The organism is Candidatus Binataceae bacterium (genome assembly GCA_036495685.1).
Taxonomy (GTDB): Bacteria; Desulfobacterota; Binatia; order Binatales; family Binataceae; genus JAFAHS01.
Map to the genome: position 1 here is coordinate 18,199 of DASXMJ010000009.1, position 22,195 is coordinate 40,393.

24 protein-coding genes are annotated in these 22,195 nt (G+C 58.8%); 18 read left to right on the forward strand and 6 right to left on the reverse strand.

Annotated elements, in window-relative coordinates; genetic code table 11:
- The first annotated feature begins 2 nt into the window (after positions 1 to 2).
- The 8 genes from VGI36_01005 (at position 3) to VGI36_01040 (ending at position 4,769) form a co-directional block, all read left to right on the forward strand.
- The gene (locus VGI36_01005; GenBank protein ID HEY2483691.1) at positions 3 to 989 is read left to right on the forward strand and encodes a COX15/CtaA family protein; all 987 of its coding nucleotides are present in this window, start codon (positions 3 to 5) and stop codon (positions 987 to 989) included.
- Complete coding sequence (gene cyoE / locus VGI36_01010) at positions 986 to 1,888, forward strand: heme o synthase (GenBank protein HEY2483692.1); 903 nt, start codon at positions 986 to 988, stop codon at positions 1,886 to 1,888. The genes VGI36_01005 and cyoE overlap by 4 nt, the downstream gene beginning before the upstream one ends.
- 10 nt (positions 1,889 to 1,898) lie before the next feature.
- Positions 1,899 to 2,039: a hypothetical protein gene (locus VGI36_01015; protein HEY2483693.1), complete on the forward strand. Its 141-nt coding sequence runs from the start codon at positions 1,899 to 1,901 to the stop codon at positions 2,037 to 2,039.
- Positions 2,036 to 2,674, forward strand: a complete 639-nt coding sequence (locus VGI36_01020) for a cytochrome c oxidase subunit 3 (protein ID HEY2483694.1) — start codon at positions 2,036 to 2,038, stop codon at positions 2,672 to 2,674. The genes VGI36_01015 and VGI36_01020 overlap by 4 nt, the downstream gene beginning before the upstream one ends.
- Positions 2,675 to 2,693: 19 nt before the next feature.
- The gene (locus VGI36_01025) at positions 2,694 to 2,957 is read left to right on the forward strand and encodes a hypothetical protein (GenBank protein HEY2483695.1); all 264 of its coding nucleotides are present in this window, start codon (positions 2,694 to 2,696) and stop codon (positions 2,955 to 2,957) included.
- 45 nt (positions 2,958 to 3,002) lie between these two features.
- Positions 3,003 to 3,623 (forward strand): heme-copper oxidase subunit III, encoded by a 621-nt coding sequence (locus VGI36_01030; GenBank protein HEY2483696.1) that lies wholly within the window; start codon positions 3,003 to 3,005, stop codon positions 3,621 to 3,623.
- 187 nt (positions 3,624 to 3,810) lie between these two features.
- Positions 3,811 to 4,215 (forward strand): cytochrome C oxidase subunit IV family protein, encoded by a 405-nt coding sequence (locus tag VGI36_01035; GenBank protein ID HEY2483697.1) that lies wholly within the window; start codon positions 3,811 to 3,813, stop codon positions 4,213 to 4,215.
- A gap of 122 nt (positions 4,216 to 4,337) precedes the next feature.
- A complete protein-coding gene (locus VGI36_01040; protein ID HEY2483698.1) occupies positions 4,338 to 4,769 on the forward strand; it encodes a DUF420 domain-containing protein in 432 nt (143 codons plus the stop codon).
- Between the two features lie 269 nt (positions 4,770 to 5,038).
- Here VGI36_01040 and VGI36_01045 read toward each other — a convergent pair whose 3' ends face one another.
- From VGI36_01045 to VGI36_01055, 3 genes are all read right to left on the reverse strand, one after another.
- Positions 5,039 to 5,647, reverse strand: coding sequence for a glutathione S-transferase family protein (locus VGI36_01045; protein HEY2483699.1), 609 nt, complete (start codon positions 5,645 to 5,647; stop codon positions 5,039 to 5,041).
- A gap of 35 nt (positions 5,648 to 5,682) precedes the next feature.
- On the reverse strand, positions 5,683 to 6,294 hold the full coding sequence (locus tag VGI36_01050; GenBank protein HEY2483700.1) for a glutathione S-transferase family protein: 612 nt from the start codon (positions 6,292 to 6,294) through the stop codon (positions 5,683 to 5,685).
- A 172-nt stretch (positions 6,295 to 6,466) separates the two neighbouring features.
- A complete protein-coding gene (locus VGI36_01055; GenBank protein ID HEY2483701.1) occupies positions 6,467 to 7,933 on the reverse strand; it encodes an AMP-binding protein in 1,467 nt (488 codons plus the stop codon).
- Positions 7,934 to 8,090: 157 nt separating this feature from the next.
- Between VGI36_01055 and VGI36_01060 the strand changes: the two genes are divergently transcribed.
- On the forward strand, positions 8,091 to 8,450 hold the full coding sequence (locus VGI36_01060) for a VOC family protein (protein ID HEY2483702.1): 360 nt from the start codon (positions 8,091 to 8,093) through the stop codon (positions 8,448 to 8,450).
- Positions 8,451 to 8,459: 9 nt separating this feature from the next.
- Positions 8,460 to 8,774 carry a hypothetical protein gene (locus VGI36_01065; protein ID HEY2483703.1) on the forward strand — a complete coding sequence of 105 codons (315 nt, stop codon included), beginning with the start codon at positions 8,460 to 8,462 and terminating at the stop codon, positions 8,772 to 8,774.
- 254 nt (positions 8,775 to 9,028) lie between these two features.
- Here VGI36_01065 and VGI36_01070 read toward each other — a convergent pair whose 3' ends face one another.
- From VGI36_01070 to VGI36_01080, 3 genes are read right to left on the reverse strand one after another with little or no spacing between them, the layout of a single operon-like run.
- Entirely contained in the window at positions 9,029 to 9,814 is a 786-nt protein-coding gene (locus tag VGI36_01070) for an alpha/beta hydrolase (GenBank protein HEY2483704.1), read from the reverse strand.
- On the reverse strand, positions 9,811 to 11,112 hold the full coding sequence (locus tag VGI36_01075; GenBank protein ID HEY2483705.1) for an LLM class flavin-dependent oxidoreductase: 1,302 nt from the start codon (positions 11,110 to 11,112) through the stop codon (positions 9,811 to 9,813). Before VGI36_01075 ends, VGI36_01070 begins: the two co-directional genes overlap by 4 nt.
- A gap of 31 nt (positions 11,113 to 11,143) precedes the next feature.
- Positions 11,144 to 11,866 carry a TetR/AcrR family transcriptional regulator gene (locus VGI36_01080; protein ID HEY2483706.1) on the reverse strand — a complete coding sequence of 241 codons (723 nt, stop codon included), beginning with the start codon at positions 11,864 to 11,866 and terminating at the stop codon, positions 11,144 to 11,146.
- A gap of 480 nt (positions 11,867 to 12,346) precedes the next feature.
- Here VGI36_01080 and VGI36_01085 point away from each other — a divergent pair, with 480 nt between their 5' ends.
- The 8 genes from VGI36_01085 to VGI36_01120 form a co-directional block, all read left to right on the forward strand.
- Positions 12,347 to 14,341, forward strand: a complete 1,995-nt coding sequence (locus tag VGI36_01085) for an ABC transporter ATP-binding protein (protein HEY2483707.1) — start codon at positions 12,347 to 12,349, stop codon at positions 14,339 to 14,341.
- Between the two features lie 61 nt (positions 14,342 to 14,402).
- Complete coding sequence (locus VGI36_01090) at positions 14,403 to 15,416, forward strand: phospholipase D-like domain-containing protein (protein ID HEY2483708.1); 1,014 nt, start codon at positions 14,403 to 14,405, stop codon at positions 15,414 to 15,416.
- 195 nt (positions 15,417 to 15,611) lie between these two features.
- On the forward strand, positions 15,612 to 16,247 hold the full coding sequence (locus VGI36_01095) for a hypothetical protein (protein ID HEY2483709.1): 636 nt from the start codon (positions 15,612 to 15,614) through the stop codon (positions 16,245 to 16,247).
- A 37-nt stretch (positions 16,248 to 16,284) separates the two neighbouring features.
- The gene (locus tag VGI36_01100; GenBank protein ID HEY2483710.1) at positions 16,285 to 17,832 is read left to right on the forward strand and encodes a hypothetical protein; all 1,548 of its coding nucleotides are present in this window, start codon (positions 16,285 to 16,287) and stop codon (positions 17,830 to 17,832) included.
- Positions 17,833 to 18,232: 400 nt separating this feature from the next.
- On the forward strand, positions 18,233 to 18,871 hold the full coding sequence (locus VGI36_01105) for a glutathione S-transferase family protein (GenBank protein ID HEY2483711.1): 639 nt from the start codon (positions 18,233 to 18,235) through the stop codon (positions 18,869 to 18,871).
- A gap of 46 nt (positions 18,872 to 18,917) precedes the next feature.
- A complete protein-coding gene (locus VGI36_01110) occupies positions 18,918 to 20,150 on the forward strand; it encodes an LLM class flavin-dependent oxidoreductase (GenBank protein ID HEY2483712.1) in 1,233 nt (410 codons plus the stop codon).
- Between the two features lie 195 nt (positions 20,151 to 20,345).
- Positions 20,346 to 20,885 carry a cupin domain-containing protein gene (locus VGI36_01115; GenBank protein HEY2483713.1) on the forward strand — a complete coding sequence of 180 codons (540 nt, stop codon included), beginning with the start codon at positions 20,346 to 20,348 and terminating at the stop codon, positions 20,883 to 20,885.
- 182 nt (positions 20,886 to 21,067) lie between these two features.
- The coding region (locus VGI36_01120) for a hypothetical protein (protein ID HEY2483714.1) at positions 21,068 to 22,195 on the forward strand (1,128 nt) is incomplete at its 3' end.

Below are 22,195 nucleotides of genomic sequence, written 5' to 3' on the forward strand. Positions count from 1 at the left end.
CGATGATTGAAGAGCGGACTTCCGGAGGCGCGACACCCGCCCTGCATCGGTTCGCGATGCTCGCGGTAGGCGCCACCTTCTGCCTCATCTTTGTGGGTGGCCTGGTCACGTCAACCGGCTCCGCGCTTGCGGTGCCCGATTGGCCGCTCGCGTTCGGCAAGCTCATCCCGGCCTGGCAGGGCGGAATCCGTTTCGAATTCGCTCATCGAGTGGTGGCGGGCTTCGTCATATTCCTCACGCTCGGGCTGATGGTCTGGGTGCTACGGGTCGAACGCCGCCGATGGGTCCGCAACACGACGCTGGCCGCTTTCGGCTTGATAGTCGTGCAGGCCGTGCTGGGCGGCATCACTGTGCTCTTTGAATTGCCGCTCGCAATTGCGGTGACGCACGCGGCCACCGCGCAGGCGTTTTTCTGCGTGATGGTCGCGATTGCGATCTTCACCAATCCGCGCTGGGAGCAAACCGCCCCTGCGGACGAATCCCCTGCACGCCCGCAGCTCGCTGCCCTGGCCGCAGTTACCACTGCCACTATCTATGCGCAGATTCTGGTCGGCGCCCTGATGCGGCACCTGGGCGCGGGGCTGGCCATCCCTGATTTCCCACTTGCGTTCGGGCAACTGGTGCCGCCGTATTGGAACGAATTCATCGTGGTCAATTTCGCGCATCGCATCGGCGCGCTGGCGGTATCCGCGATGATCATCTGGACGGTCGCGCGCGTGTTGCGCTCGTGGCGCGAGTTTCGGGAACTGCGGCGCCCGGCGCTCGCGCTCATCCTACTGCTAGTGCTGCAGGCGTCGCTCGGCGCGCTTACCATCTGGAGTCAACGTGCGGTGCTCCCGACCACTAGTCACGTGGCGATTGGTGCCGCTCTACTGGCGACCAGCCTGACCCTGACCATACGCGCCTATCATCTCTTCGGATGGGCGCGGCGCAGCGAGTTGTCGGGTGCCTCGAATATGCGCATCGTCACCCAGCGGGTGTCCGCATGACGGCTAGGACCGCAGCCGTAGGTTCACCTTCGATCTCGTCGCGCGGGCGGCTTTTCGCCTACTTCGAGCTGACCAAACCTCGTGTAGTCGCGATGGTCCTGGTCACCACCCTGGCTGGCTACTATCTGGCCGCACCCGGCGGCCTCGACCTGAGCCTGGTATTTAATCTGCTCGTGGGGACCGCGCTCGCTGCCGCCGGAACGCTGGCGCTAAACCAGTACTCCGAGCGCGCCACCGACGCGATGATGCTGCGTACCCAACATCGCCCGCTGCCCGACGGGCGATTGCGCCCCGGTGAAGCGCTGGTCTTCGGCCTGATCACGACCGGGGCAGGCCTGAGCTATCTTGCGCTCTCGACCAATTGGGCCTGCACCGGGATCACTGCCTCCATCGCCTTGATTTATTTGCTCGCATACACACCTCTCAAACGCGTGACGTGGGCGTGTGATATCGTCGGCGCCATTCCCGGAGCCCTGCCTCCAGTCGCCGGCTGGGTTGCCGCGCGCGGGACTGTCAGCGCGCAGCCGCTGGTGATGTTTGCCATGATGTTTCTATGGCAGCTGCCGCACACTTTCGCAGTGGCGAGGCTCTACCACGAAGACTACCGTCGCGCCGCCATCAAGCTGCTGCCCGAAGACGGCCGGTGGGGAAACCCGTCCGATATCGTAGTCATCGCCGCGAGCTGCGCGTTGATCGCCGTGGGAATCGCCCCGACGCTGATGGGCAGTGCCGGACTACTCTATCTGGCGGTCGCCGCCTTGCTGGGGCTCGTGCTGCTAGCGTGCGGCATCGCGATGGTGCGTGCTCCCAAGCAGCCGCAGCGGGCGCGCCGCCTGCTGTTCGCCTCGCTGATCTATCTGCCGGTGGTCCTGCTGATAATGGTGGTCGACCGGATTTGAGGACACTTCGATGAGCTCGCTGGTAAGCCGTCACGACGTCAAAGAAGGGAACCGCAGGACTCTGAAAGTGCTCCTCGGGGTGATGCTCTTCCTGGTCGTGTTCTCGGTCCTCACGATTATGGCCAAGCATGGAGGAATAAATCTTCCGTGACCACGACCACCGCCAAGATTCGCCCGCTCCTCGCGCCGCGCAGGGCAGGGTATCGGGACTCCGGCGACGAAGAGCGCGAGCGTCCGGTCATTTCCAGCGGGATGCTAGCGGTGCTGATGCTAATCGCATCGGAGATGATGCTGTTCAGCGGGCTGATCGGTTCGTTCCTGATCTTCCGCTTGTCGGCTCCGTTTTGGCCGCCGCCCACGTTGCCGCGGCTCCCGCTCGACGTCACCTGGGCAAACACCTTCGTGCTGCTGTTCAGCGCGGTCACGATGTACCTGGCGGTCCGAGCGGTGCACAAGAGCCGTCAGCGGCTGCTCCGCCGATGGCTGGTCGTGACCGCGGTCCTGGGCACCACTTTTCTGACCGTGCAGGGGTCCGAATGGATTCGTCTCGTCGCGCACGGCCTCACCCTTAAGAGCGGCAGCTACGGGGGGACCTTCTATTTGCTGATCGGATGCCACGGTCTGCATGTGACCGCGGCGGTAATCTGGCTGGTTGCCGTGACGTGGGTTGCGATGCGCGGTCGATACAATGCGCACAACGCCGGCGGTGTCGAGCGTATCGCGGCGTTCTGGTTTTTTGTTTGCGCGATTTGGCCGGTGTTGTTCGAGCTGGTCTACCGGCTGTAGCCGGGTGGGAGTCGAAGCGATGAATCTTTCGCGAAGGAATTCGATGGGAATTGCGATGGCGGGTGCGCTAGTTGGCGCGGTGCCGCGAATTGCGGATGCGTGCGCCATGTGCGGTCTGCCACCGGGCGATACCGCCGGACACGCGTACAACGCAAGCGTGTTGTTTATGCTGGCGGGTCCATATTTTACGGTCTTGGCAATCGGGGCAGTCGTGTTCGCGATGTGGAAGCGCGCGCACCGCAGGCCGCGCGCGGATGCGGCCACCGCCGCGACCCGAAGGTAAGAAACCCGGTGTTTCGCGGCGTTATCTTGAATTAGGGAGACGAAGATGAGCGAGGCTGCGGCAGCAGAGGTCCACGGACACGAAGCGATAGTCGATCAGACTGAACCGTCATTGACGCCCGGCAATTCCGGGAAGCTCGGAATGTGGGTATTCCTGGCCGGCGATGCGATGACTTTCGGCGCGGGCATCGCCGCCTATGGCGCGCTGCGTTATCAGAACGTCAACTGGCCGGACCCCGCCGATTGGCTCGGCATCTCGCTTACCGCGGTGATGACCTTCATCCTGATCTGTTCCAGCGTCACGATGGTCGAGGCGCTGTCGGGAATTAATCACGGCAACGTGCAGAAGATGCAGCGGTTCCTCGCCCTGACGGTGCTCGGCGGGATCGCGTTCCTCGCCTGCCAGGCTTTTGAATGGCACCACCTGATCTGGGGCGAGCAACTCTCGATAAAGACTAGCCTGTTCGCCGCGACATTCTTTATTTTAACGGGGTTTCACGGGATGCACGTGACCGGCGGGGTCATTTATCTCGGCACCCTGCTGACGCGTTCCTTTCAGCGCACCTTCACGGTCAGCGATGCGCGATTGGTCGAGGTCGCAGGTCTGTACTGGCACTTCGTCGATCTCGTCTGGATCCTGATCTTTACGTTTGTGTATTTGATTTGAGGAAAGCGAAGCGCCCGCGACATTCGCGGAGGGCGAGACCGATGCAATGTTTCAAAGTTGAATCCGACAATTTCGATTCGGTACTCGCCCAAATGTGGGTGGGTAGTTTGATTTCGCATATTGCCGGGACTTCCAGCAGGTCCCCGGGCTGGCAAGAACCACGACACGGAGGCGAACGATAATAACGATGGCGACTGAGGCGGTAGTACATCAGGCTCACCAAGCGCACGGCGAGCCCAACTACATAGCAATTTTCATTTATTTGGCGGTCCTGACCGCAGTCGAACTGCTGGTTTATGCGATGGGGTTCACGACGGTTCTCAAAGTTGGACTCTTAGTCGCGCTCGCCCTCGCCAAGGCGGTGCTGGTCGCTATGTATTTCATGCATCTATCGTTCGAACGTAGGCCGCTATGGATCATCGCCGGCATCCCCCTGGTCCTGGTTGCCTTCTGCTACCTGATGCTGCGGCCGGACCTGAGCGCGCGCGCCTGGACCAGTCAGCCCCATCCGGAACAAGCGGTAGGGGTACGCGAAGGATCCGAAACTTCTGCGCCCGCCCCGCCGGCGGAATCCGCAGCTCCGCAGTCTTAGGCCGAACCGGCGAAGCCACCCGGCACAAGGAGGGCGGGTCAAGATAACCCCCGGCGCCTACGCTGCGTCCAGCGTCGTCCGCCCTTGGTGTCTTGCTGCCTTGGTGGTTGACTGTTAGCTCGATGGCCTACACCTCACTCGCACCACTCAACGCGATATTGAACGCCACCGCGACGGTACTCCTGCTCGCGGGCTTCGTCTTCATCAAGCGCAAACAAGTCGCCGCCCACCGTGCCTGCATGCTCTCCGCTCTGGCCGTGTCCGCGGTCTTCCTGATTTCCTATCTGACTTATCACTACCACGTGGGCGAAGTGCGCTTCAGCGGCACTGGGTGGGTCCGCCCGCTGTATTTCCTGATCCTCATTCCACACGTGATGCTCGCCGGTCTGATAGTGCCGCTCGCACTGGCCACCGCATACTTCGCCCTCCGGACCCGCTTCACGACCCATCGCAAAATGGCCCGCTGGACCTGGCCCCTATGGATCTATGTCTCCATAACCGGCGTAGTCATCTACTTCATGCTGTACCGCCTCTACACCCCGATAATGCCGTAGTCCGGTTTTTTCCCGGACTCCTCGAGTGGAGGTCTATATACGTGGAGTGCGAGGCCAACATAGCCTGCGGACCACGATTAAGGTCGCAGCCAGCGCCGGCAACAATAAAATGCTGATGGATGGCGGAATCGCGCAGAGGCCCCATTCGGGGAACGAAGAAGTGCGGCGGCACTGAAAGATCATGCGCGGTCCTCGCTCGGTTGCGAATTGACCAAAACAAACGGCGGCCACCCCTTGGGTGACCGCCGCCAAAGCCAGGCGCAGATGAACTAGGCCTTCGCGCTGGGCCGCGATGACACCTCGGCGTGCCAGCGCGCCAGGTTCTTCTGGTTTTCTTGGATCTTGATCCCGGTGGTACGCCCAAAATCGATCCCGATCAGCGCGGTAATATCGGCGATCGTATACCGATTGCCCGCGATAAACTTGCGATTGGCCAGTTCGCCATCCAGCCAATCCAGCCGCTTCACCGCCGCGTTCTTGCAAATCTCGCCATACTCTGGCACCTGCGGAATCCGGCCTTTGAAAAAATCACTGGTGTTGCGGAACGAGCCGGCCGTCATCTGCAGTACCTCGAACTCCATCCTCCGGTTCCACATCTCGATTAGCGCCTTTTCCTTCGCGTCCTTGCCCATCAGGTTGGGTTCCGGATGCAGATCCTCGAAGTAGCGGCAAATCGCTACCGACTCGGCGATAAATGTGCCGTCGTCGAGCTCGAGCACGGGCACGCCGCCCATTGGGTTCTTCTTCAGGAATTCCGGCTTGCGATTGTCCGCGGTGCCGAGGTTCACCTGCTCCAGGGGCACCTGGATTCCTTTTTCCGCAAGGAAGACGCGCACGCGCCGGGGATTGGGGGCCTGGGTAAATTCGTGAATTTTCATAGTGGTTGCAATTTAAAACCGCGCTGGCGGATCGGTCAAGCTTTCGCGCTCGGTCGTGATGAGACCGCTGCATGCCAGCGTTTCAGATTCGGCAGCTCGGCAGGGAACGGCTGCCCGCCATAACCGCAAAAGAGATCGACCCCGACCAGCGCCGTGATGTCGGCAATCGTGTAGCGATCCGCGGCGAGGAATTCGCGCTCGGCCAGTTCCGCATCCAGCCGCTTGAGGCGCTGTACGGCATTGGCGCGTTGCACTTCGCCATACTCGGGCACCTGGGGCAGGCGACCCTTAAAAAAGGCGCCGGTGTTTTGGAAGAAGCGCGCGACCACTGCGAAAAGCTCCAGTTCCATCCTGCGGTTCCATTGCTCGATAAATGCCTGCTCGCGGGTGTCCCGTCCCATCAGGTTCGGATTGGGATGCAAGCCCTCGAGGTACCGGCAGATCGCGACCGACTCCGCAAGGCAGCTGCCGTCATCGAGCTCCAGCACCGGTAGTCCACCCGAAGGGTTTTTCTTCAAAAACTCCGGCGTCCGATTCGCACCCGCCAGCGCATCCACCTGCTCAATCGGAATCTCTAAAGCCTTCTCCGCAATGAAGATGCGGGCGCGCCGAGGATTAGGAAAGAGCCTGAAATCGTAGAGTTTCATCGCAGTTGCAAATTAAAACTGCGGTCCGCGAAGGTCAAGAGGGATTGCGCTTCGCGCAAGGGGCCCCAACCACCGCAGCGACCGGGCAACGCGAAGAATCCGGAAAGAGGACACTCGGTTGCCCAAAATCAGAGGAACAGCGCCTGCCAAGCGGCGCTTCGCGACCAGAACTTCACAACCCGACGCGCCGATCGATTACCCGCCGCGCCTTGAACTCGGTGCGGGGTAAGGTCCCCGGCGCCTCGATCCGAATCCTGGGCCGCAGCTCGCAGCGTCGAATAACCTCCGCCTCAAGACGCCGCGTTACCTCGGCCACGGCGTCAATATCCATCGATGTGCGCGCCTCGGTCACGATGGTGAACGCATCCAGCACACCCTCGGTTTCGATCACGATCTGAAACTCGTCATCCAGCAAATCAATCCCGCGCACGATCTCCTCGATCGCGCTCGGAAACAGCTTCAATCCTCGGATATTGAGCAGGTCGTCCGCGCGCCCCATGAACCCGCCCACCGCGCGCGCAAAGGTCCGCCCGCACGCGCAGCGCCGGGTGTTGAAGCTCGTGAAATCACCGACCAAAAACCGCAGCTGCGGGGATCCTTCGGAATTCAGGTTTGTGACCACCGTGAGGCCGCGCTGCCCCGGCCCGACCGGTTCCAGCGTCTGCGGATCGACCAGCTCCCAGATTTGCAGATCCTCCTGGACGTGGGTCGAGACCGGAGTCGCCGACAACCCCTGATGACACGTGAATGCCCACCCCGCGGGGACCGCCTCCGTGCATCCATAGACGTCGTGGAGTTCCGCGTCCCACGCCTCCTCGATTCGCCGGCGCGTCGCTGGAATCCCCGAGGCGGCCTCGCCGCCGCAAATCACCATCCGGATCGAACTTGCACGCGGGTCGCCGCCTGCCTTGCGCAACGCGACCGCCAGATGCAACGCGTACGAGGGCGTCGCGACCAAGATGGTGGGGCGATAGAGCTCGATCATCGCCAACCGCCGCTCCGTCGGGACCCCTCCAGGTACGATCCCGACTTTCATTAAGTTAAGGGCGTAGTGCAGCGACCAGAAAAAAACGTGCGGATTGTAGTTGGTGCAGGTCAGCGCCGAGTCACCCGGCCGCACTCCCATCGCATACAGCGCCCGAGCACTGGTGAGCGCCCACAGCTTGGCATCGAGCTGGGTGTAGCGAAACGAGCGCGGTGTCGTGGTGGTGCCCGAAGTGGAAAAGACCATCCAGCCACGGGCGTGCCAGGTCTTCTCGTTGACGGTGGTGTAAGTCCCCCACGGAGGATAAGCCGCGACATTGGTTGCCATCGATTCCTTGGTCACCACCGGAATTTTGGGAAGATCGTCGATCGATCGGATGTCGGAGGGGGTCAACTTCGCGGCCCGAAGACGTGCCCGATAAAACGCGCTTTCCTCATACAGAAAGGGCATCAGCGCGCGCAACTTTTCCTCCTGAATCTCCACGATTCGCGCGCGTGACGCGCTCTCCAGAGCAGGCGCCCAAATCCGCGCACTCTGCGGCTCATCCAAACCGCGCGAAAAGCGCTCCAGGACCGCAAGCCACCGCCCCCGCGGCGAAAGCCGCTTCACACGCCGAACCGGCGTAGGCGAGATCTTTTTCCTGGCCCGGACCATCAACCAAGCTGCGCCGCATTCTAAAGGTTTCAACAAAAGTGTCCATTGCAGCCACAAATTGCCTCAACGCGGCCCAACCGCTAAGTCATAAAAATCCGCTGGCGCGGGCCCACCCCGGCCGCACCGGCCACAACCCGATCAGACGGAGGGTATCGTCATGTTGGATCACGTCGGTTTAGCAGTATCCGATTTCGCCAAGAGCAAGAGCTTCTTTGAGCGAGCGCTGGCGCCCCTAGGCTACAAATGCCTGATGGAATTTCCTGGCGCCGCAGGATTCGGCCGAGAAGGAAAGCCAGATTTCTGGATCAGCCAGGGCAACAAATCCAACCCGACCCACGTCGCGTTCGCAGTCACCGAGCGCTCCGTCGTCGATTCCTTCCATAAGGCGGCCACCGGCGCAGGTGGCAGAGATAACGGCAAACCGGGACTCCGCAAGGAATATCATCCGACCTACTACGGAGCCTTCGTGCTTGATCTCGATGGCAACAATATCGAGGCGGTTTGCCACCAGGGATAAGCCTGCAGGATGACGAAAAGGCTCACACTCATAGCGGCCCTATATCTTCATCCGGGGCGCGAGGCGGAGTTCGGGCAATTCGAAGCGGCAGCCGCCGAGATTATGCAGCGCTACGGTGGCACCTTCGAGCGCCGCATCGGAATAGCACCGAGCAGCGGCGAGAATCTGCCCTACGAAGTACACGTCCTGAGTTTTCCCGACGAGCGGTCGTTGCAGGGATACCGAACCGATCCCGACCTTGAGGCGCTCCGGGACCTGCGCGCGCTAGCCATCCGGGAGACTGTCCTATGGTTCGGCACCGAGCTACCGGCGTACGGCAATTGACTCGGCACGGCGTTCCCGCCAACCCCGCGCCGCGTCATCGCGAAGGTCGTGGCAATGCAGGAACAGGCGGCCCGCACTTTACGATACGCGCACCGCTTCCGGCTTTGTCTACTTGAAGCCGTCCGAGGTTCTGCGAGTGGTTCGCGGTGCTCACTTCACTCGCGACCACCAGGAGCAAGGCAAAAAAACGGGCCGGGGTCGACGACCCCGGCCCGACACCTTGCTCCAAGTTGCTGCGGCGTATCGACGGGAATTTAGCCCTTCAAGAAGTCGCGCACCGCACTTACGAACGCGGCCTGCTGCTCATACATCACCATGTGTCCGGCCTGCCTGATCGTGACCGACTTGGCGCCTTTGATTCGGCTGGTGAACTCATTGGCATAGACGGGCGGGATCAGCCGGTCCGACTCGCCCCATACCACCAGCGTGGGAGACGAAATCCGATGCGCCCGTTTCTTCAGTCCACGGTCGGGCAGCGGCCACAGGAACTTGCCCGCCGTCGCCAACCGCTTCACCCGCTCGACGTACATCGCCTCCAGCGCCTTGAAGTCCTCCGGAATCGCGGTGAACATCTTGGCCACCGGCGAGTTCGCATCGTGAAAGAGCAGGGCACCGATCTCCGTCAGGTCGGCGGCAAAGAAATCCGGAATCGGATTCGATTCAAGCCAGAACCCCGCCGGCGCTACCAGCACCAGCTTGCGCGCGCGATGGTTACACAGTGCCGCAGTTTCGGCCGCGAGCATTCCGCCCATCGAGTGTCCGACGATATTCGCCGAGGCGATGCCGAGCTCGTCCATCAGCTGATGGTAAAACAGGGCCGCGTCGATCACGTCATCGATATGCTCGTTGCCGGTTGACTCGCCGTAGCCCGGGAAATGTGGCGCGTAGACCTTGAAGTCCTTGCTCAGGTCTTCCAGGAACGGATCGACTCCGGTCAATCCGCCTGCGCCGTGCAGGAACAGCAGCGGCTCGCCGCTGGAGCCGAACTGATGCAGCTCGACCGAGAATTTTCCATTGAGCAGTTTCTGCGTGGTAATCATTTTGCGCTCCGAGCCTCCGCTTGAACTCCCACGCCCGTGCGCGTCTGGCCGTTGGCGCCGCGCTTCTCAAAATCCACCGGCGCCGGCGTTTGGATTTCGTTCTGCGGCAGCCGCTGGGGCGACCAGCGATCTTCCCAATCGCTCCACAGGTCGCGCATGTATGGCATCACTTCCTTGGCGAACAGCTCAGTGCTCGCCTTGACCAAATCCGGCGGCATCGAGCCGATCTGCATCAGCATCATTAGGTGCCCGCAGTTCAACGATTTCATCGCCTCGCGTAGCCGCTCGCGCACCGTCTTGGGCGACCCGGCGATTATAAAGCCCTGGTCGAGGAAATCCTTCCAGGTCAGTCCCTCGCGCCGCAGGTCCGCCTGCTTGCCGACCTGACCAAGTATCCCGGCCTTGATCGTCTTGACCGTCCGATAACCCGGCGCATCGGCGAAGCCGTTGTACACGTGTAGGCAGCGATTGAAGAAATAGTCGACGTGCGGGGCGTAGAGGCGCTCGGCCTCTTCGTCGCTGTTTGCCACAATCACGACCTGTGCAAAGCCCATCGAATACGGATTTAGCTCCTTGCCCCGCTTGGCCATCACTTCCCAGTAGCCGTCGGCGACTTTCTTGCCGGCGATGTATCCGAAGTAGCTTAAGAAGCTGTACTGGTAGTCGTGATTCGCGCAGAAGTCATAGGTCTCGACCGAGCCACCGCCCGGAATCCAGATAGGCGGATGCGGTTGCTGAATCGGGCGTGGCCACAGGTTGACGTAGCGCAGCTGCGTGTACTTGCCGTTGAAGGAGAAGATATCCATCTCCTTCCAGGCCTTAACGATCAGGTCGTGCGCCTCGTAGTATTTCTCGCGCAGCGTCGCCGGAACGGCGCCGTAGCAGAAGTTGTCGTCCATCGAGGTGCCGACCGGAAAGCCGGCAATCAGACGGCCGCCCGAGATCACGTCGAGCATCGCGAATTCCTCCGCGACGCGGACGGGAGGATTGTACAAGGCGATCGAATTGCCCAGTACCACCAGGTTAGCGTTGCGGGTGCGCCGCGCCAGCGAGGCCGCCATCAGGTTGGGCGAGGGCATCATCCCGTAGCCGTTCTGGTGATGCTCATTCACCCCCAGACCGTCGAAGCCCATCGAATCGGCAAATTCGAGCTGGTCGAGATAGTCGTTGTACAGCTTGTGTCCGACCTTGGGGTCATACAGGCGGCGCGGGATATCGACCCACACGCTGCGATACTTTTCCTTGAAGTCGTCCGGCAGGAACCGGTACGGCATCAAATGGAACCAGGTAAATTTCATACGTTCATCTCCTTATGCGTGTGCCACCCGGTCAGCCGGAAGATCGGGCAGCGACCGCTTTCGATTCTTCTCCATTTTCAATTGCAGTGTTCTCGAGTAAGGCCGTACTGCGGGCGGCAACCTTCACCAAGTGCGATTCCAGCGCCTCGTGGATGAAATGTTCCGGGTCGAGGCCGGTGATGTCGCCGAAGAAGTTGTCATCGCCCAGCAGCATGAACGCACCGTTGATACTCGCCCACATGACCGCGGCGGTCTTGGTCGACCCCATCGCATTCGCGATCAGTCCAGCATTGATCACACGTGCAACCGTGCGTTCCCATAAGCCGAATACTTCTTGGCTGAGCGCGAGCACGCGTTTATGGTTGCGAATTTCAGACGCACGCCTGATGCGCTCGGTAAGTTTGGTCCATCCAGCGGATTGCTGGGAGAGAAACATCTCGCGCGACTCACGGATGTGATCGAGATAGGCGGCAGCCACCTCGCGCAATTCCTCAAGAGGGGCAAGTTTACTCGCCTGGATTTCCACATAGCGCTCGCGCAGTTGCTCGACCCTCTCCACCAGCAGGTTGAGGAACAGATCGTCGCGCGAACAAAAGTAGAGGTAGATAGTCCCGACCGCGACTTCAGCCTCGCGCGCGATCATCTCAATGGTCGAGTGCTCGAGCCCGTGCTCGCCAAACACGCGCAACGCCGCGGCGAGAATCGCCTCGCTACGAGCCTGTCGCTCACGCTTATGTCGCTCTCGAACGCTCATTAACCTCTAACGCTGAATCAGCATTCAGTTTCTGAATGTAGACTCATAGCTTCGAACACGGTGAATGTCAAACCGATGGAGGGTTTGGTGACGTAGTCTATTTTAGGTCCCCCTTGAGCTAACCAAGTCGTTGCTGGTTGCTGCCGGGAGGCCTAACCGCAAGGTTCACTGGAAAGTTGTTTGTTCGACTTCAAAAAAAACCGCTTGTTTCTACGAAAAACCACTTGTTTCCATTTCTGTTTTTCTCGTCAGCGGTCTGACCCGCTTACTACCCGACTCGTGTCGAAGAGGAAACGCCCTCGAGGAGTTAATTTCGCTTTACACCGTTTCCCGAGGTTAACGATGACAGTTAACGAAGGCGGAATTTTATAGCTCCGCTCGGTCGTTCTTCCCCGGCACCATGATTGCTCGTTCCGTTTCGTGAGCGGAACGCCACGAAAGGGGATCCAGAGGTCAGTCAGTATCGCGAAGAGAAGGGAGATGAGGTTTCCACGTTGCATAGGCCTGTTGGCACCGGTTGTGCCGCAGGGCCTCGACCCTCCTGGTGCTGTCGGTGCCCAGCTCGTCGCTAAAGCCGGTAGCGAGTCCTCGGGTTCACAGACGGCGACGCAGCTCCGACCTGCACGTGGACCGACCGGTCTGGTCGTGGAGCTCCTGAAGCCATATTGGAAACGGCTTGTGATCGTCTTTGCGGCCATGTTGGTTGAGGCCTCGATGAGCCTCGCGGCACCATGGCCACTGAAGATCATCATTGATGATGTTGTCGGCGTTCATCATTCGCGTAGCCGGATCTCGTGGATGGCGTCCTTTGCTCACCATCATGACAAGATGCATCTAGCCGCGTTGGCAGCGCTAAGCACGGTGGCAATATCAGCGTTAGCGGCGTTGGCGAGCTACATTAACAACTACTACACGGAAAGCATCGGTCAGCAGGTCGCAAACGATCTGCGCATGAAGCTCTATTCGCATCTCCATCGACTCTCGCTTACCTACTACGATCGCAATCAAACCTCGACGATCCTGAGCACTATCACGGACGACGTGAGTACGGTTCAGGACTTTGCCTCTTCGGCGACCTTGTCAATGTTCGTCGATCTCCTGACCATCATTGGGATTCTTGCAATGATGTTCTGGTTCAAGTGGGATTTTGCGATTATGGCGGCCGCGGTGACGCCGTTGCTGTTGTGGTTCATCGCTCGCTTTCGGCGCGCAGCGAAGAAGGCGGCTCGCGAAGTCCGACTCCGCCAGAGCGAGCTAATGGGTGTGATACAGCAAGGGCTCGAATCGATCCGAGCGGTTCAGGCCTTCGGTCGCGAGGCGGCCGAGGAGAGCCGTCTGAGCGAAGTGAGCCGCGCGACCGTCAATGCCGCGCTGAAAGCACGGCGAGTCAAGTCGCTCATCTCACCCATGGTGGGAATCACGGCTTCCTTGTGGACGGCCTTCCTGATGTGGCGCGGGACATCACTCATCCTCGCTCGTACGATGACCCTGGGCACATTGACGGTGTTTCTGGCTTACTTGAATAAGTTCTTCAAGCCCCTCCAGGATCTAGCGAAGATGGCAAATACGGTTGCGCAAGCCGGAGTGGGCCTAGAGCGGATAGCAACTATCCTCGAGGCAGACAGTATTATCCCCGAACGTCCGAATGCGCTTGAGCCGGCCAGTCTTCGCGGTGAAGTCGTCTTCGATCATGTGACTTTCGCATATGATGCGAACTCTCCCATACTCCGCGAGGTCAACCTTCATGTTCAACCCGGGCAACATGTAGCTATCACAGGCCCGACCGGGGGAGGCAAGACGACCTTGGTGAGCCTGATCCCGCGTTTCTATGATCCGACCACCGGCCAGGTGCAAATCGATGGGGTGGACGTGCGCGATTTCACACTTCAGGCTCTCCGCCAGCAGATCGGCTTCGTTCTGCAGGACACGGTTTTGTTCCGTGGCACGATTCGCGACAACATCGCCTATGGCCGCGCCGGCGCCACCCGAAATCAGATCATCGACGCCGCCAAGCTGGCTAACGCGGACGAGTTTATCGAGCGGATGCCTCACGGCTATGAGACGATGGTGGGTGAGCGAGGGTGTACGCTCTCTGGAGGGCAGAGGCAGCGGATAGGTATTGCCCGCGCGGTCGTCAGAAATTCGCGTATTCTTATTCTCGACGAGCCAACCGCGGCGCTCGACGCCGATTCAGAAGCACTCGTGATGGAGGCTCTGGAACGACTTACGAAGGGGCGCACCGTCATCACTATTACTCACCGGCTTAACACGATTCGCCTGGTGGACAAAATTATTGTGCTCAGCGCTGGTGTTGTGGCAGAGGAAGGCACTCACCATGAATTGCTAAACCGTGGTGAGATCTACGCCCAGCTTTGCCGCGTCCAGTCAGCACCAGGGTTTGTGCCCGAACAGGTATCCCGATGGGGTGGCCATTGCCACCTGCCGATCGGCAGGGTAGCCGACGGCGGTTTTTGAGAAGGGACTAGCAGGATTTTTTGGGAGGGAAGTAGCAGGTTTTAAAGGAGGGAATAGGACTATGTCTTCCCATTCAGCAATCATTTTTCCTGATGACTCCGCCGGCCCGCTAATCAGCGCGATCGATTCTGCGACCAAGTCGCTACGGATAAAGATGTTCGTCTTCACCGACCCGGCCCTGCTCAGGGCAGTAACGGCCGCCCGCTATCGGAACATCAAAGTTCAGGTAATGCTGAATCCAGCGCGCCGGGATGGTGAAGACGACAATGGGTCCACCCGGGAAACGCTCATAGAAGCCGGTATTGAAGTCAAAGACACTAATCCCGCCTTCGGCATGACCCATGAGAAGTCGCTGGCTATCGATGATGAATTGGCTTTTATAGGTTCCTTGAACTGGGAGACGGAGAACCTGACGGAGACTCGTGATTACGTCATTTGCACCTCTCGTCCACACGAGGTCGGTGAGATGATCAGCTGCTTCGACGCCGACTGGCATCGCATGCCTTTCGCGCCCGGGAAGCACACACATCTGGTCTGGTGCCCGATCAATGGACGCGAACGAATCGCGCGATTTATCGATGACGCCAATCACACCCTATTTGTACAAAACCAGCGCTATCAAGACCCGATTGTCATCGAACGTCTGGTTAGGGCCAAGGAACGTGGAGTCAAAGTTCACGTTTTGGCGCGTCCTCCGCACACATTAAAGAAGGACAAGCTTATGGAGGGCGTGGGGGGATTGCGCATCATGGACGACATTGGGATAAAGGTTCACAAACTGAAGAACCTCAAACTTCACGGTATGATGCTTCTGGCGGATGGGATCCGCGCCATCAACGGCTCAATAAATCTGGCTCCGGGCAGTTTCGACGATCGTCGCGAACTGGCTATTGAGACGCGCGACGACGAGGTCGTCGACAGGCTGCACAAAGCAGCTCACCACGACTGGGAACACTCGCACCCGCTCGATCTCACCGACGAGGGATTGCTAAGTGACTTGGAACAGCGCAGCGAAGAAGGTGCAAAGAGTCTGGTGCTAAGTTCGCAAGAGCGAGATCGAGCAGAGACGAACTGAGATGCGCCCGAACAAGGGAATGCTTTTATTCCTGCATGGGTACCAGACAATCAATATTTTTAGATCTACGACTCTTTTTTTGCTGTCCTGACTGCCTCGGAGCGTCCGGGACCTGAGAGATTTCCCGATGCTAGAGTCGCTAGCTGCTTCCGGACGATGTTTTACAACGGTGGAGGCTACCTAAGGATTCTCCCGATGTTAAGTAGATTTGGTTGGCTACTATTTACTCTAAGTCTCGCGTCTCTTGCGGTATCAGCGCGGCTGCATGCGCAGGAAACCAACATCATGCAATCCGGAAGTAGCTTCCATGGCATCCGTGACTACCGTGAGGTAATGCCAGGCGTTCTCTATCGGGGCGGAGCGAACAATGGACGCGCTCCCCTGAGAGACGACCAGCTAAAAGCCCTGTGCGAAGCCGGCTTCGGCACCGCGGTTTATCTCTATCGAGCGGGTTTTTCCGGTCCCTCGACTGTCCAATGCTCAAAGGGGTCGCTTCGCTATATCACGGAAGGATGGGAAGGCAAGGGGCGGGCCGCAGTTAACCAGCAGATTTACGATGTCATCAAGAGCAAAGACAAGCCGATTTTCATTCATTGCTGGAATGGCATTCATGCAACCGGAGCCGTCGCGGCGACTGCGCTTATGCAGTTTTGTAATACTTCATCGCAGGAGGCTGTTGCGTACTGGAAAGTGGGGATCGCTCCCCGGGTGCAATATCCGTCCGTGATCCGCAGTATCGAGAGCTTTCAGAAGAACCCAGAGCTTGAACTGACCCCTGAGCAACAAAAGCAGTATTGTCCTCAGTTCCCAGGCATGCAGTCTCGAAAATAGGAGTTCTCCCACCCCGGTAAGCTTTTCGCGCAGCGCAATGCCGCTGCCGATCGTTCATATCGAGCTGCGAGCACACGAAATGCCCAGTCTACAATGCCGAAGCCGCCCGACCGGCAAGAACATCGCGCTTCTGGGATTTGCTTTATGCTGGGCGCTCCTCCCTGGAACTGGCAGCGGCGCCCAGTTTGAAGGAACGGCGACCAACTATGGCCGCGAGGAGTGTATTACACTAGACCATTTCAGCAAGGAATCTGGTGCACAGTACCTGGAAAAAGATTCGGCTCAAGAAGCGAAGCTATGCGGGATTGGGTTCGACAGCAAAACCATCGGGCTGTGTCCCAAGATCTGGAGCACTAGTCCCGGTACGATCGTGTACGACATCACTGGCTCTCAGTACAGCGGACACCCGGAGACCTTCGAAAATGAATATTGCGCGAAGCAAAGGCAGTTAAGGCATAAGGTTGCCGGCGTGGATAGATTGGCCGCTTACAAGCAATCTATAAATGGGCAGTTCGGCCAGCACACTAGTGCCACCTTCTCTCAGGCCTCGCCTCTTTACTACCATTTTGCCCGATATTTCAACACGACCGTAGATGTTCCGGTTGCGACGGTCAGGACTACGGACGCGCACAGACACTTTGCGCGGGTGGCGGTGAGAGGCCGCGCAATTGCTCCGCGCGGCATGATCCTCGCCGGATGGAACGTCGTCACCTCAGCCGAGCAGAACCCCACCGCCTATTCACCAGTGAACGAGTTCTACTACGGCGATCCCAAGGACCACCTGATCTATGGGACCATGCTGAAAGCTCAGGGCACCAGATATGGTCCTGAATTTAATGGAAACATCTCGGGCAAGGGTTATTCCCAACAGTACGAATTCCTGCAAAAGACGCCCGCATTTCTCGCGCTCGCGTCGCCCGAAAACCTGGTTGATGCGATGAGCTCGGGACTCAATGAGAGCCGCAAGGACCCGATCGTCGCCAGAGCGCTAGGTCCGAATGTCTCGAGAGAGCAGATGATGTTCTGGATGACCGAATTGTCGGAAATCTGCCTCTTGGACTACATCTTCAATCAGCAAGATCGTCCTGGAAACATAGACTACCGCTGGGTCCGATATTACGTTGACCAGCAGGGGAAGTTGAAATCAAAACGCGTCGATTCGAAGATGGGTCATGCGGGAATCGGCTCGATCAAGATGCCTGACGATCTTAACGGAAGCACGAAGGTTTACCTGATTCAAAAGACGCACATTAACGATAATGATGCTGGCGGCAGGAGATATACTAATTTCACCAAGAAATTTGACTTGTTGGAAAAGCTAGAACATATGAAAGCCATCACCTATCGACAGCTGATTCACCTGTCAAAGGATTTTCAGGCCAAGGGACCGTTGTATAACTATCTAGGGAACACGTTTTATCTTAACGATGACTACACTGAGTTGATCGCTCAGAACACGATCCAGGCGGCGAATATTTTGCAGAGTGCATGTAAGGGCGGGAAATTAAGATTCGATTTGGATCCCGAGAGGCTCCTGACGACGGGAAAAGTAGAAGAGATACCAGTCGATTGCCTCAATCCGTAACATGAGATCGTGTTTACTGAGATTAGAGACACCGCCCGAACCCAGCCCCCTGGGGAGAAACACTAGCGCGATAATCTTCCCAGCACACCGAACCTAAACTCGCACTCTATTATGCGACTCAATTTACATTGTCGCGCGGGCATCAGGGCGTGATAGCGATCGAACTAAAAGTGCATCCATAAAACCAAGACACCCAGGGAGAACCCCTGGCGAGAGTCTTTGAGCCTTATCTCCTGTCAAACCGCCGCGGAGATAAGGCTTGGATCACTCCGAGGTCACATCCAAGCTCAAGCCGTTTGGACATCGTGGAGATGAATCGAGTTCGTGCATACGACGTTCACCGCCTTGACTAGAGGGTGGGCTTTTTGAGAAACGAGATCCAGCGCCGATTAGCTTCGCTATGATCACTGTGTACGGTGGATCGACCACGCGATCGTTTCGCGTGCTTTGGCTGCTGGAGGAGATGGGCCTCCCGTACGCGCTGCGGACGGTCGATCTGCGACACCGGGGCGACGATGCCGAATTCCTGAAAATCAACCCTGCCGGGTTCTTGCCTGCCATCCAGGATGGCGGGGTAGTGATGGTCGAGTCGATCGCGATCATGGAATATATGGTTGCCCGGTACGGACCGACGGATTTGGCACCAATCGGAAGCGATGCAGCGTTCCCGCTTTACCAACAATTCCTCCACCTTGGCGAGGCGGGCATGTCAGCATGCCTCAACATTGTGGTTGCCAGCAGATATTTCGCGCCGGGTGCGGAGAGAGATAACTGGGGCGCCCGTCAAGCTATCCAGATGTTCCTCAATCGCATGACGCTCGTGTCGCGGCGCTTGGACGAGGTTCCTTATCTTGCGGGCAAAGCTTTCACCGCTGCCGACATATCGGTGTGTTACGCCCTTGAGCTGGGTTCCGCCTTGGGCGCTTGCGAGGAGTACAGCCCAGTCGTGAAATCGTACCTTGAGCGCCTCCGTGACCGCGAGGCATTCCAAAGGGCAAGGAAGAAGTCCACCCCGCTCAGCCAGAGCGCTGAAACGTAGAATCGAAATTCACCCAGAGAAAAGGACTGCCGTCGAGGTAGGCGCTATGAAATTCATGTACTTTTTTTTGCCCACCCTTCCCGCGACGCTGGAAGAGCGCCGCCAGTTGCGGCCGATTGCCAATCATACTGAGCGTTGGCAGCGGATGATCAGCGAAGTGGTCGAACTGGCCCAGAAAGCCGAGGATCTGGGCTTCGATGCGGTCTGCTTTCCCGAGCATCATCTGCACAGCGAAGGGCTCGAAATCGGCGGGTTACCAACTCTCTATCAGCACGTCATCCACCATACTAAACGCATCAAGGTTGGTCCCATCGGCTATGTTCTGCCGGGGTGGAATCCACTGCGCCTGGCCCTCGAGATCAGCTGGTTGGATCAGCTGACCAAAGGTCGCACATTTGTCGGATTCGCACGGGGCTATCAGGCTCGTTGGCTCAATCAGATGGCGCAGAAGATTCACGTTAGTGCCACGGTCAGCGACCGGAGCGAGACCGATCGGATCAATCGCGAGGCCTTCGAAGAAGTCTTCCGCTTTCTCAAATTGGCGTGGGGCGACGAGCCGTTCCGCTTCAAGGGCAAGTACTACGAATACCCCTCTCCGCAAGAAGGGACTCCCTGGCCGGCACACGAATGGACCCGCGAGTATGGGGCGTATGGCGAGGTCGATGAGCTCGGACTTATTCAGAAGATCAATGTTGTACCGAAGCCGTACCAGAAGCCGCATCCCCAGCTGTTTCAAGCTTTTTCGGTCAGTGAAGAGACCGTGCGCTGGTGCGCGCGCGAGGGAATAATCCCGACGATTCTCCTGCCGCAGCCCGAAGTGGTGCGAAAATTCGTCGAGGCTTATCAAGAGGAGTCTCGCAAGAGCGGCCGTGAGCTGAAACTCGGCGAGAACGTTGGCGTGGTCCACTGCGTCTACCTTGCCGACGATCGTCGTCGCGCTCTGGAACTTGGCAATCAGGGCGTTTGCGGCACCGGCTTCGCCAGGTTCTTCCATCATTTCGGCTTTTCCGAAGCCTGGCGTGAGCCCGCTGATGAAGCCCGTTACCCCACTGGCAAGGTGATGTTGCCGGCCTCGGAAGTTACGATTGAGCGCCTCGCCCGGGTCAAGTTTGCGTTCGCCGGAAACGTTTCCGAAGTACGCGAGGAGATGGACGCGTTGGTCGAGAATGTCCATCCGGAATGGTTCGTGTGGCAGGGCGACCAGGGCTTGCTGCCGGTCAACGAGATCAAGCGGCAGCTCGAGATTTTCGGTAGCGAGTTGTTGCCACGGTACCGGTAGTCTCCTCTGCCGTCATCTTGTGAGATTCGCTGCGGGAAGGACGCGCGCTCTTGGATGGTTCTGGCCACGAACGGAGATCTTCGCGTCCGGTCGAGCGCCGGGCGAATGTCGGAGAAATCAGTGTTTGCTTCCTAACGCTGGCTCGCCTGGGGGGCCTCGCTGTACTCGGTTTCGCTAGCCGTGTTAGACGGGGGCATGAGTAATCAACCCCCAAGACCACCGTTCATAATTGCTAGCGCATCCGTTCCCGAGACCTGTCATCAATACCCGAATAGCGAGGAATACACCGGCCACAAGCGGGCGATCGGCAAAGCTGCTGGTCTTCACAAGATCGGCGTAAACCTGATTCGATTGCCCTCAGGAAATCGGAGTTCGTGGCCGCATGCCGAGGAGAAAGAGGAGGAGTTTGTATACGTTCTTGAGGGCGAGGTCGAGGCTTGGATAGATGGCTTTGTTCACCCGATAGGGCCCGGAGACTTTGCGGCCTTTCCCGCCGGGACCGGCATTTGCCACTGCTTCATAAACAACGGCGCGCGCGAAGCCTTGCTAATGGTGGGAGGCGAGGCCTCGAGACCGGACAACCGGATTTACTATCCACTCCATCCTCAGCGCCGCAACGACCTGCCACCGAGCGAATGGTGGAAGACGTACCGGAAAGCGCGCTGGGAGCGCACGACGGGATGCCCGACGCACTTCGACGACAGGCGCACTTTTGACATCTCTGGCCAGCTCTGAGGACTAGTAGAGCTGACAAGCACGCCCATCTCCGAGTGCCGTGTCCCGGGCTGGGGGAACGACTACCGCTGCGCAGCGCTCCGTTGCGCCCCGTGAAATGATGGCGCGGCAATTCGATAGATGGTGAGCCAGGGCTGGCGGACTGAAGTTCCCGCCTTCGCAATCTGACGGGAGCTGGCGTCATGCGCAAAATTTCTTCTGTTCTCTTTGCTCTTCTGCTCGTTTCAACCCTGCTCGCATTGCCCGCGCGTGCTCAATGGCCTGCCGCGCCACCACTCCCCCGGTGGGGTGACTACGATGACACCCACACTTGGCGCGATGCCGCGTGGTGGTGGGAGAACCGACCTGAGTGGGTCCGCGCTCATCATCCTGACTGGTGGGGTGACTTCGACGACCAGCATCATTGGCAGCCCGCCTGGTGGTGGTGGAAAGAAAAGAAGGAAGCATGGTTCCGTGCACACCATCCGGAATGGTGGGGCGATGTGTATCAGGACAACTGGTACCCCGCTCAATGGTGGGAACAGTACAACCCGAGCTGGGTGCGCCTGCATCATCCCGAGTGGTGGGGCGATTCCTTCCAGGGCGCGTGGTATCCGGCGATATGGTGGGAGATGCTGCAGGCTCTATGGGCCCGCGAGCATCACCCCGAATGGTGGGGCAATTCTTATCAGGGCCTGTGGTATCCCGCGTCCTGGTGGTGCACTTTCCATCCCGAGGTCTGCAGTCAGAACCCAGACTGGTGGGGCGCGCCATACGAGGGCGTATGGTATCCAGCCGGATGGTGGTGGCAGTTTCATCCCGATATCTGTCGAGTCGATCATCCTGATTGGTGGGGCGACTTCGATGACGCTCACTACTGGCGACCCGCCTCGTGGTGGTGGCAGAACAATCCGAACTGGGTCCGCGAGAATCATCCGAACTGGTGGGGCGATTTCGACGATCACCACGTCTGGCGCAACGATGCATGGTGGATGGAGCACAATGCTGCTTGGGCCCACCAACATCATCCCGAATGGATTGGCGATTACGACGACAAGCACCAATGGCGCGACGTGAACTGGTGGACGGCCAAAGACCCCAACTTCATCCGGGAGAAGCATCCCGATTGGCTTTCGCAGGTGCAGGCTGGGCTGGGCCCGCAACACGAGGTCGAGCAGCGTAGCCTATCACGTCAGCACAATCAGGAAATTCAAGCGCTTGAACGGCAGCGTCTCGAACAGCAACAGGAGCTCGCGCGCCAGCACACCGAGCAGCTCCAGGCCATGCAGAACCGGCACAGCGAGCAATTGAATGCGCTCGAACGTGCGCAC

Bases quoted from the DNA above. Each gene is read 5' to 3' on its own strand.
- VGI36_01095 (HEY2483709.1), top strand. From the start codon at position 15,612: ATGTTAAGTAGATTTGGTTGGCTACTATTTACTCTAAGTCTCGCGTCT.
- VGI36_01105 (HEY2483711.1), top strand. From the start codon at position 18,233: ATGATCACTGTGTACGGTGGATCGACCACGCGATCGTTTCGCGTGCTT.
- VGI36_01090 (HEY2483708.1), top strand. From the start codon at position 14,403: ATGTCTTCCCATTCAGCAATCATTTTTCCTGATGACTCCGCCGGCCCG.
- VGI36_01070 (HEY2483704.1), bottom strand. From the start codon at position 9,814: ATGATTACCACGCAGAAACTGCTCAATGGAAAATTCTCGGTCGAGCTG.
- VGI36_01080 (HEY2483706.1), bottom strand. From the start codon at position 11,866: ATGAGCGTTCGAGAGCGACATAAGCGTGAGCGACAGGCTCGTAGCGAG.
- VGI36_01050 (HEY2483700.1), bottom strand. From the start codon at position 6,294: ATGAAACTCTACGATTTCAGGCTCTTTCCTAATCCTCGGCGCGCCCGC.
- VGI36_01100 (HEY2483710.1), top strand. From the start codon at position 16,285: ATGCCGCTGCCGATCGTTCATATCGAGCTGCGAGCACACGAAATGCCC.
- VGI36_01115 (HEY2483713.1), top strand. From the start codon at position 20,346: ATGAGTAATCAACCCCCAAGACCACCGTTCATAATTGCTAGCGCATCC.
- VGI36_01110 (HEY2483712.1), top strand. From the start codon at position 18,918: ATGAAATTCATGTACTTTTTTTTGCCCACCCTTCCCGCGACGCTGGAA.
- cyoE (HEY2483692.1), top strand. From the start codon at position 986: ATGACGGCTAGGACCGCAGCCGTAGGTTCACCTTCGATCTCGTCGCGC.
- VGI36_01040 (HEY2483698.1), top strand. From the start codon at position 4,338: ATGGCCTACACCTCACTCGCACCACTCAACGCGATATTGAACGCCACC.
- VGI36_01075 (HEY2483705.1), bottom strand. From the start codon at position 11,112: ATGAAATTTACCTGGTTCCATTTGATGCCGTACCGGTTCCTGCCGGAC.
- VGI36_01060 (HEY2483702.1), top strand. From the start codon at position 8,091: ATGTTGGATCACGTCGGTTTAGCAGTATCCGATTTCGCCAAGAGCAAG.
- VGI36_01015 (HEY2483693.1), top strand. From the start codon at position 1,899: ATGAGCTCGCTGGTAAGCCGTCACGACGTCAAAGAAGGGAACCGCAGG.
- VGI36_01030 (HEY2483696.1), top strand. From the start codon at position 3,003: ATGAGCGAGGCTGCGGCAGCAGAGGTCCACGGACACGAAGCGATAGTC.
- VGI36_01045 (HEY2483699.1), bottom strand. From the start codon at position 5,647: ATGAAAATTCACGAATTTACCCAGGCCCCCAATCCCCGGCGCGTGCGC.
- VGI36_01065 (HEY2483703.1), top strand. From the start codon at position 8,460: ATGACGAAAAGGCTCACACTCATAGCGGCCCTATATCTTCATCCGGGG.
- VGI36_01085 (HEY2483707.1), top strand. From the start codon at position 12,347: ATGAGGTTTCCACGTTGCATAGGCCTGTTGGCACCGGTTGTGCCGCAG.
- VGI36_01005 (HEY2483691.1), top strand. From the start codon at position 3: ATGATTGAAGAGCGGACTTCCGGAGGCGCGACACCCGCCCTGCATCGG.
- VGI36_01025 (HEY2483695.1), top strand. From the start codon at position 2,694: ATGAATCTTTCGCGAAGGAATTCGATGGGAATTGCGATGGCGGGTGCG.
- VGI36_01055 (HEY2483701.1), bottom strand. From the start codon at position 7,933: ATGGTCCGGGCCAGGAAAAAGATCTCGCCTACGCCGGTTCGGCGTGTG.
- VGI36_01035 (HEY2483697.1), top strand. From the start codon at position 3,811: ATGGCGACTGAGGCGGTAGTACATCAGGCTCACCAAGCGCACGGCGAG.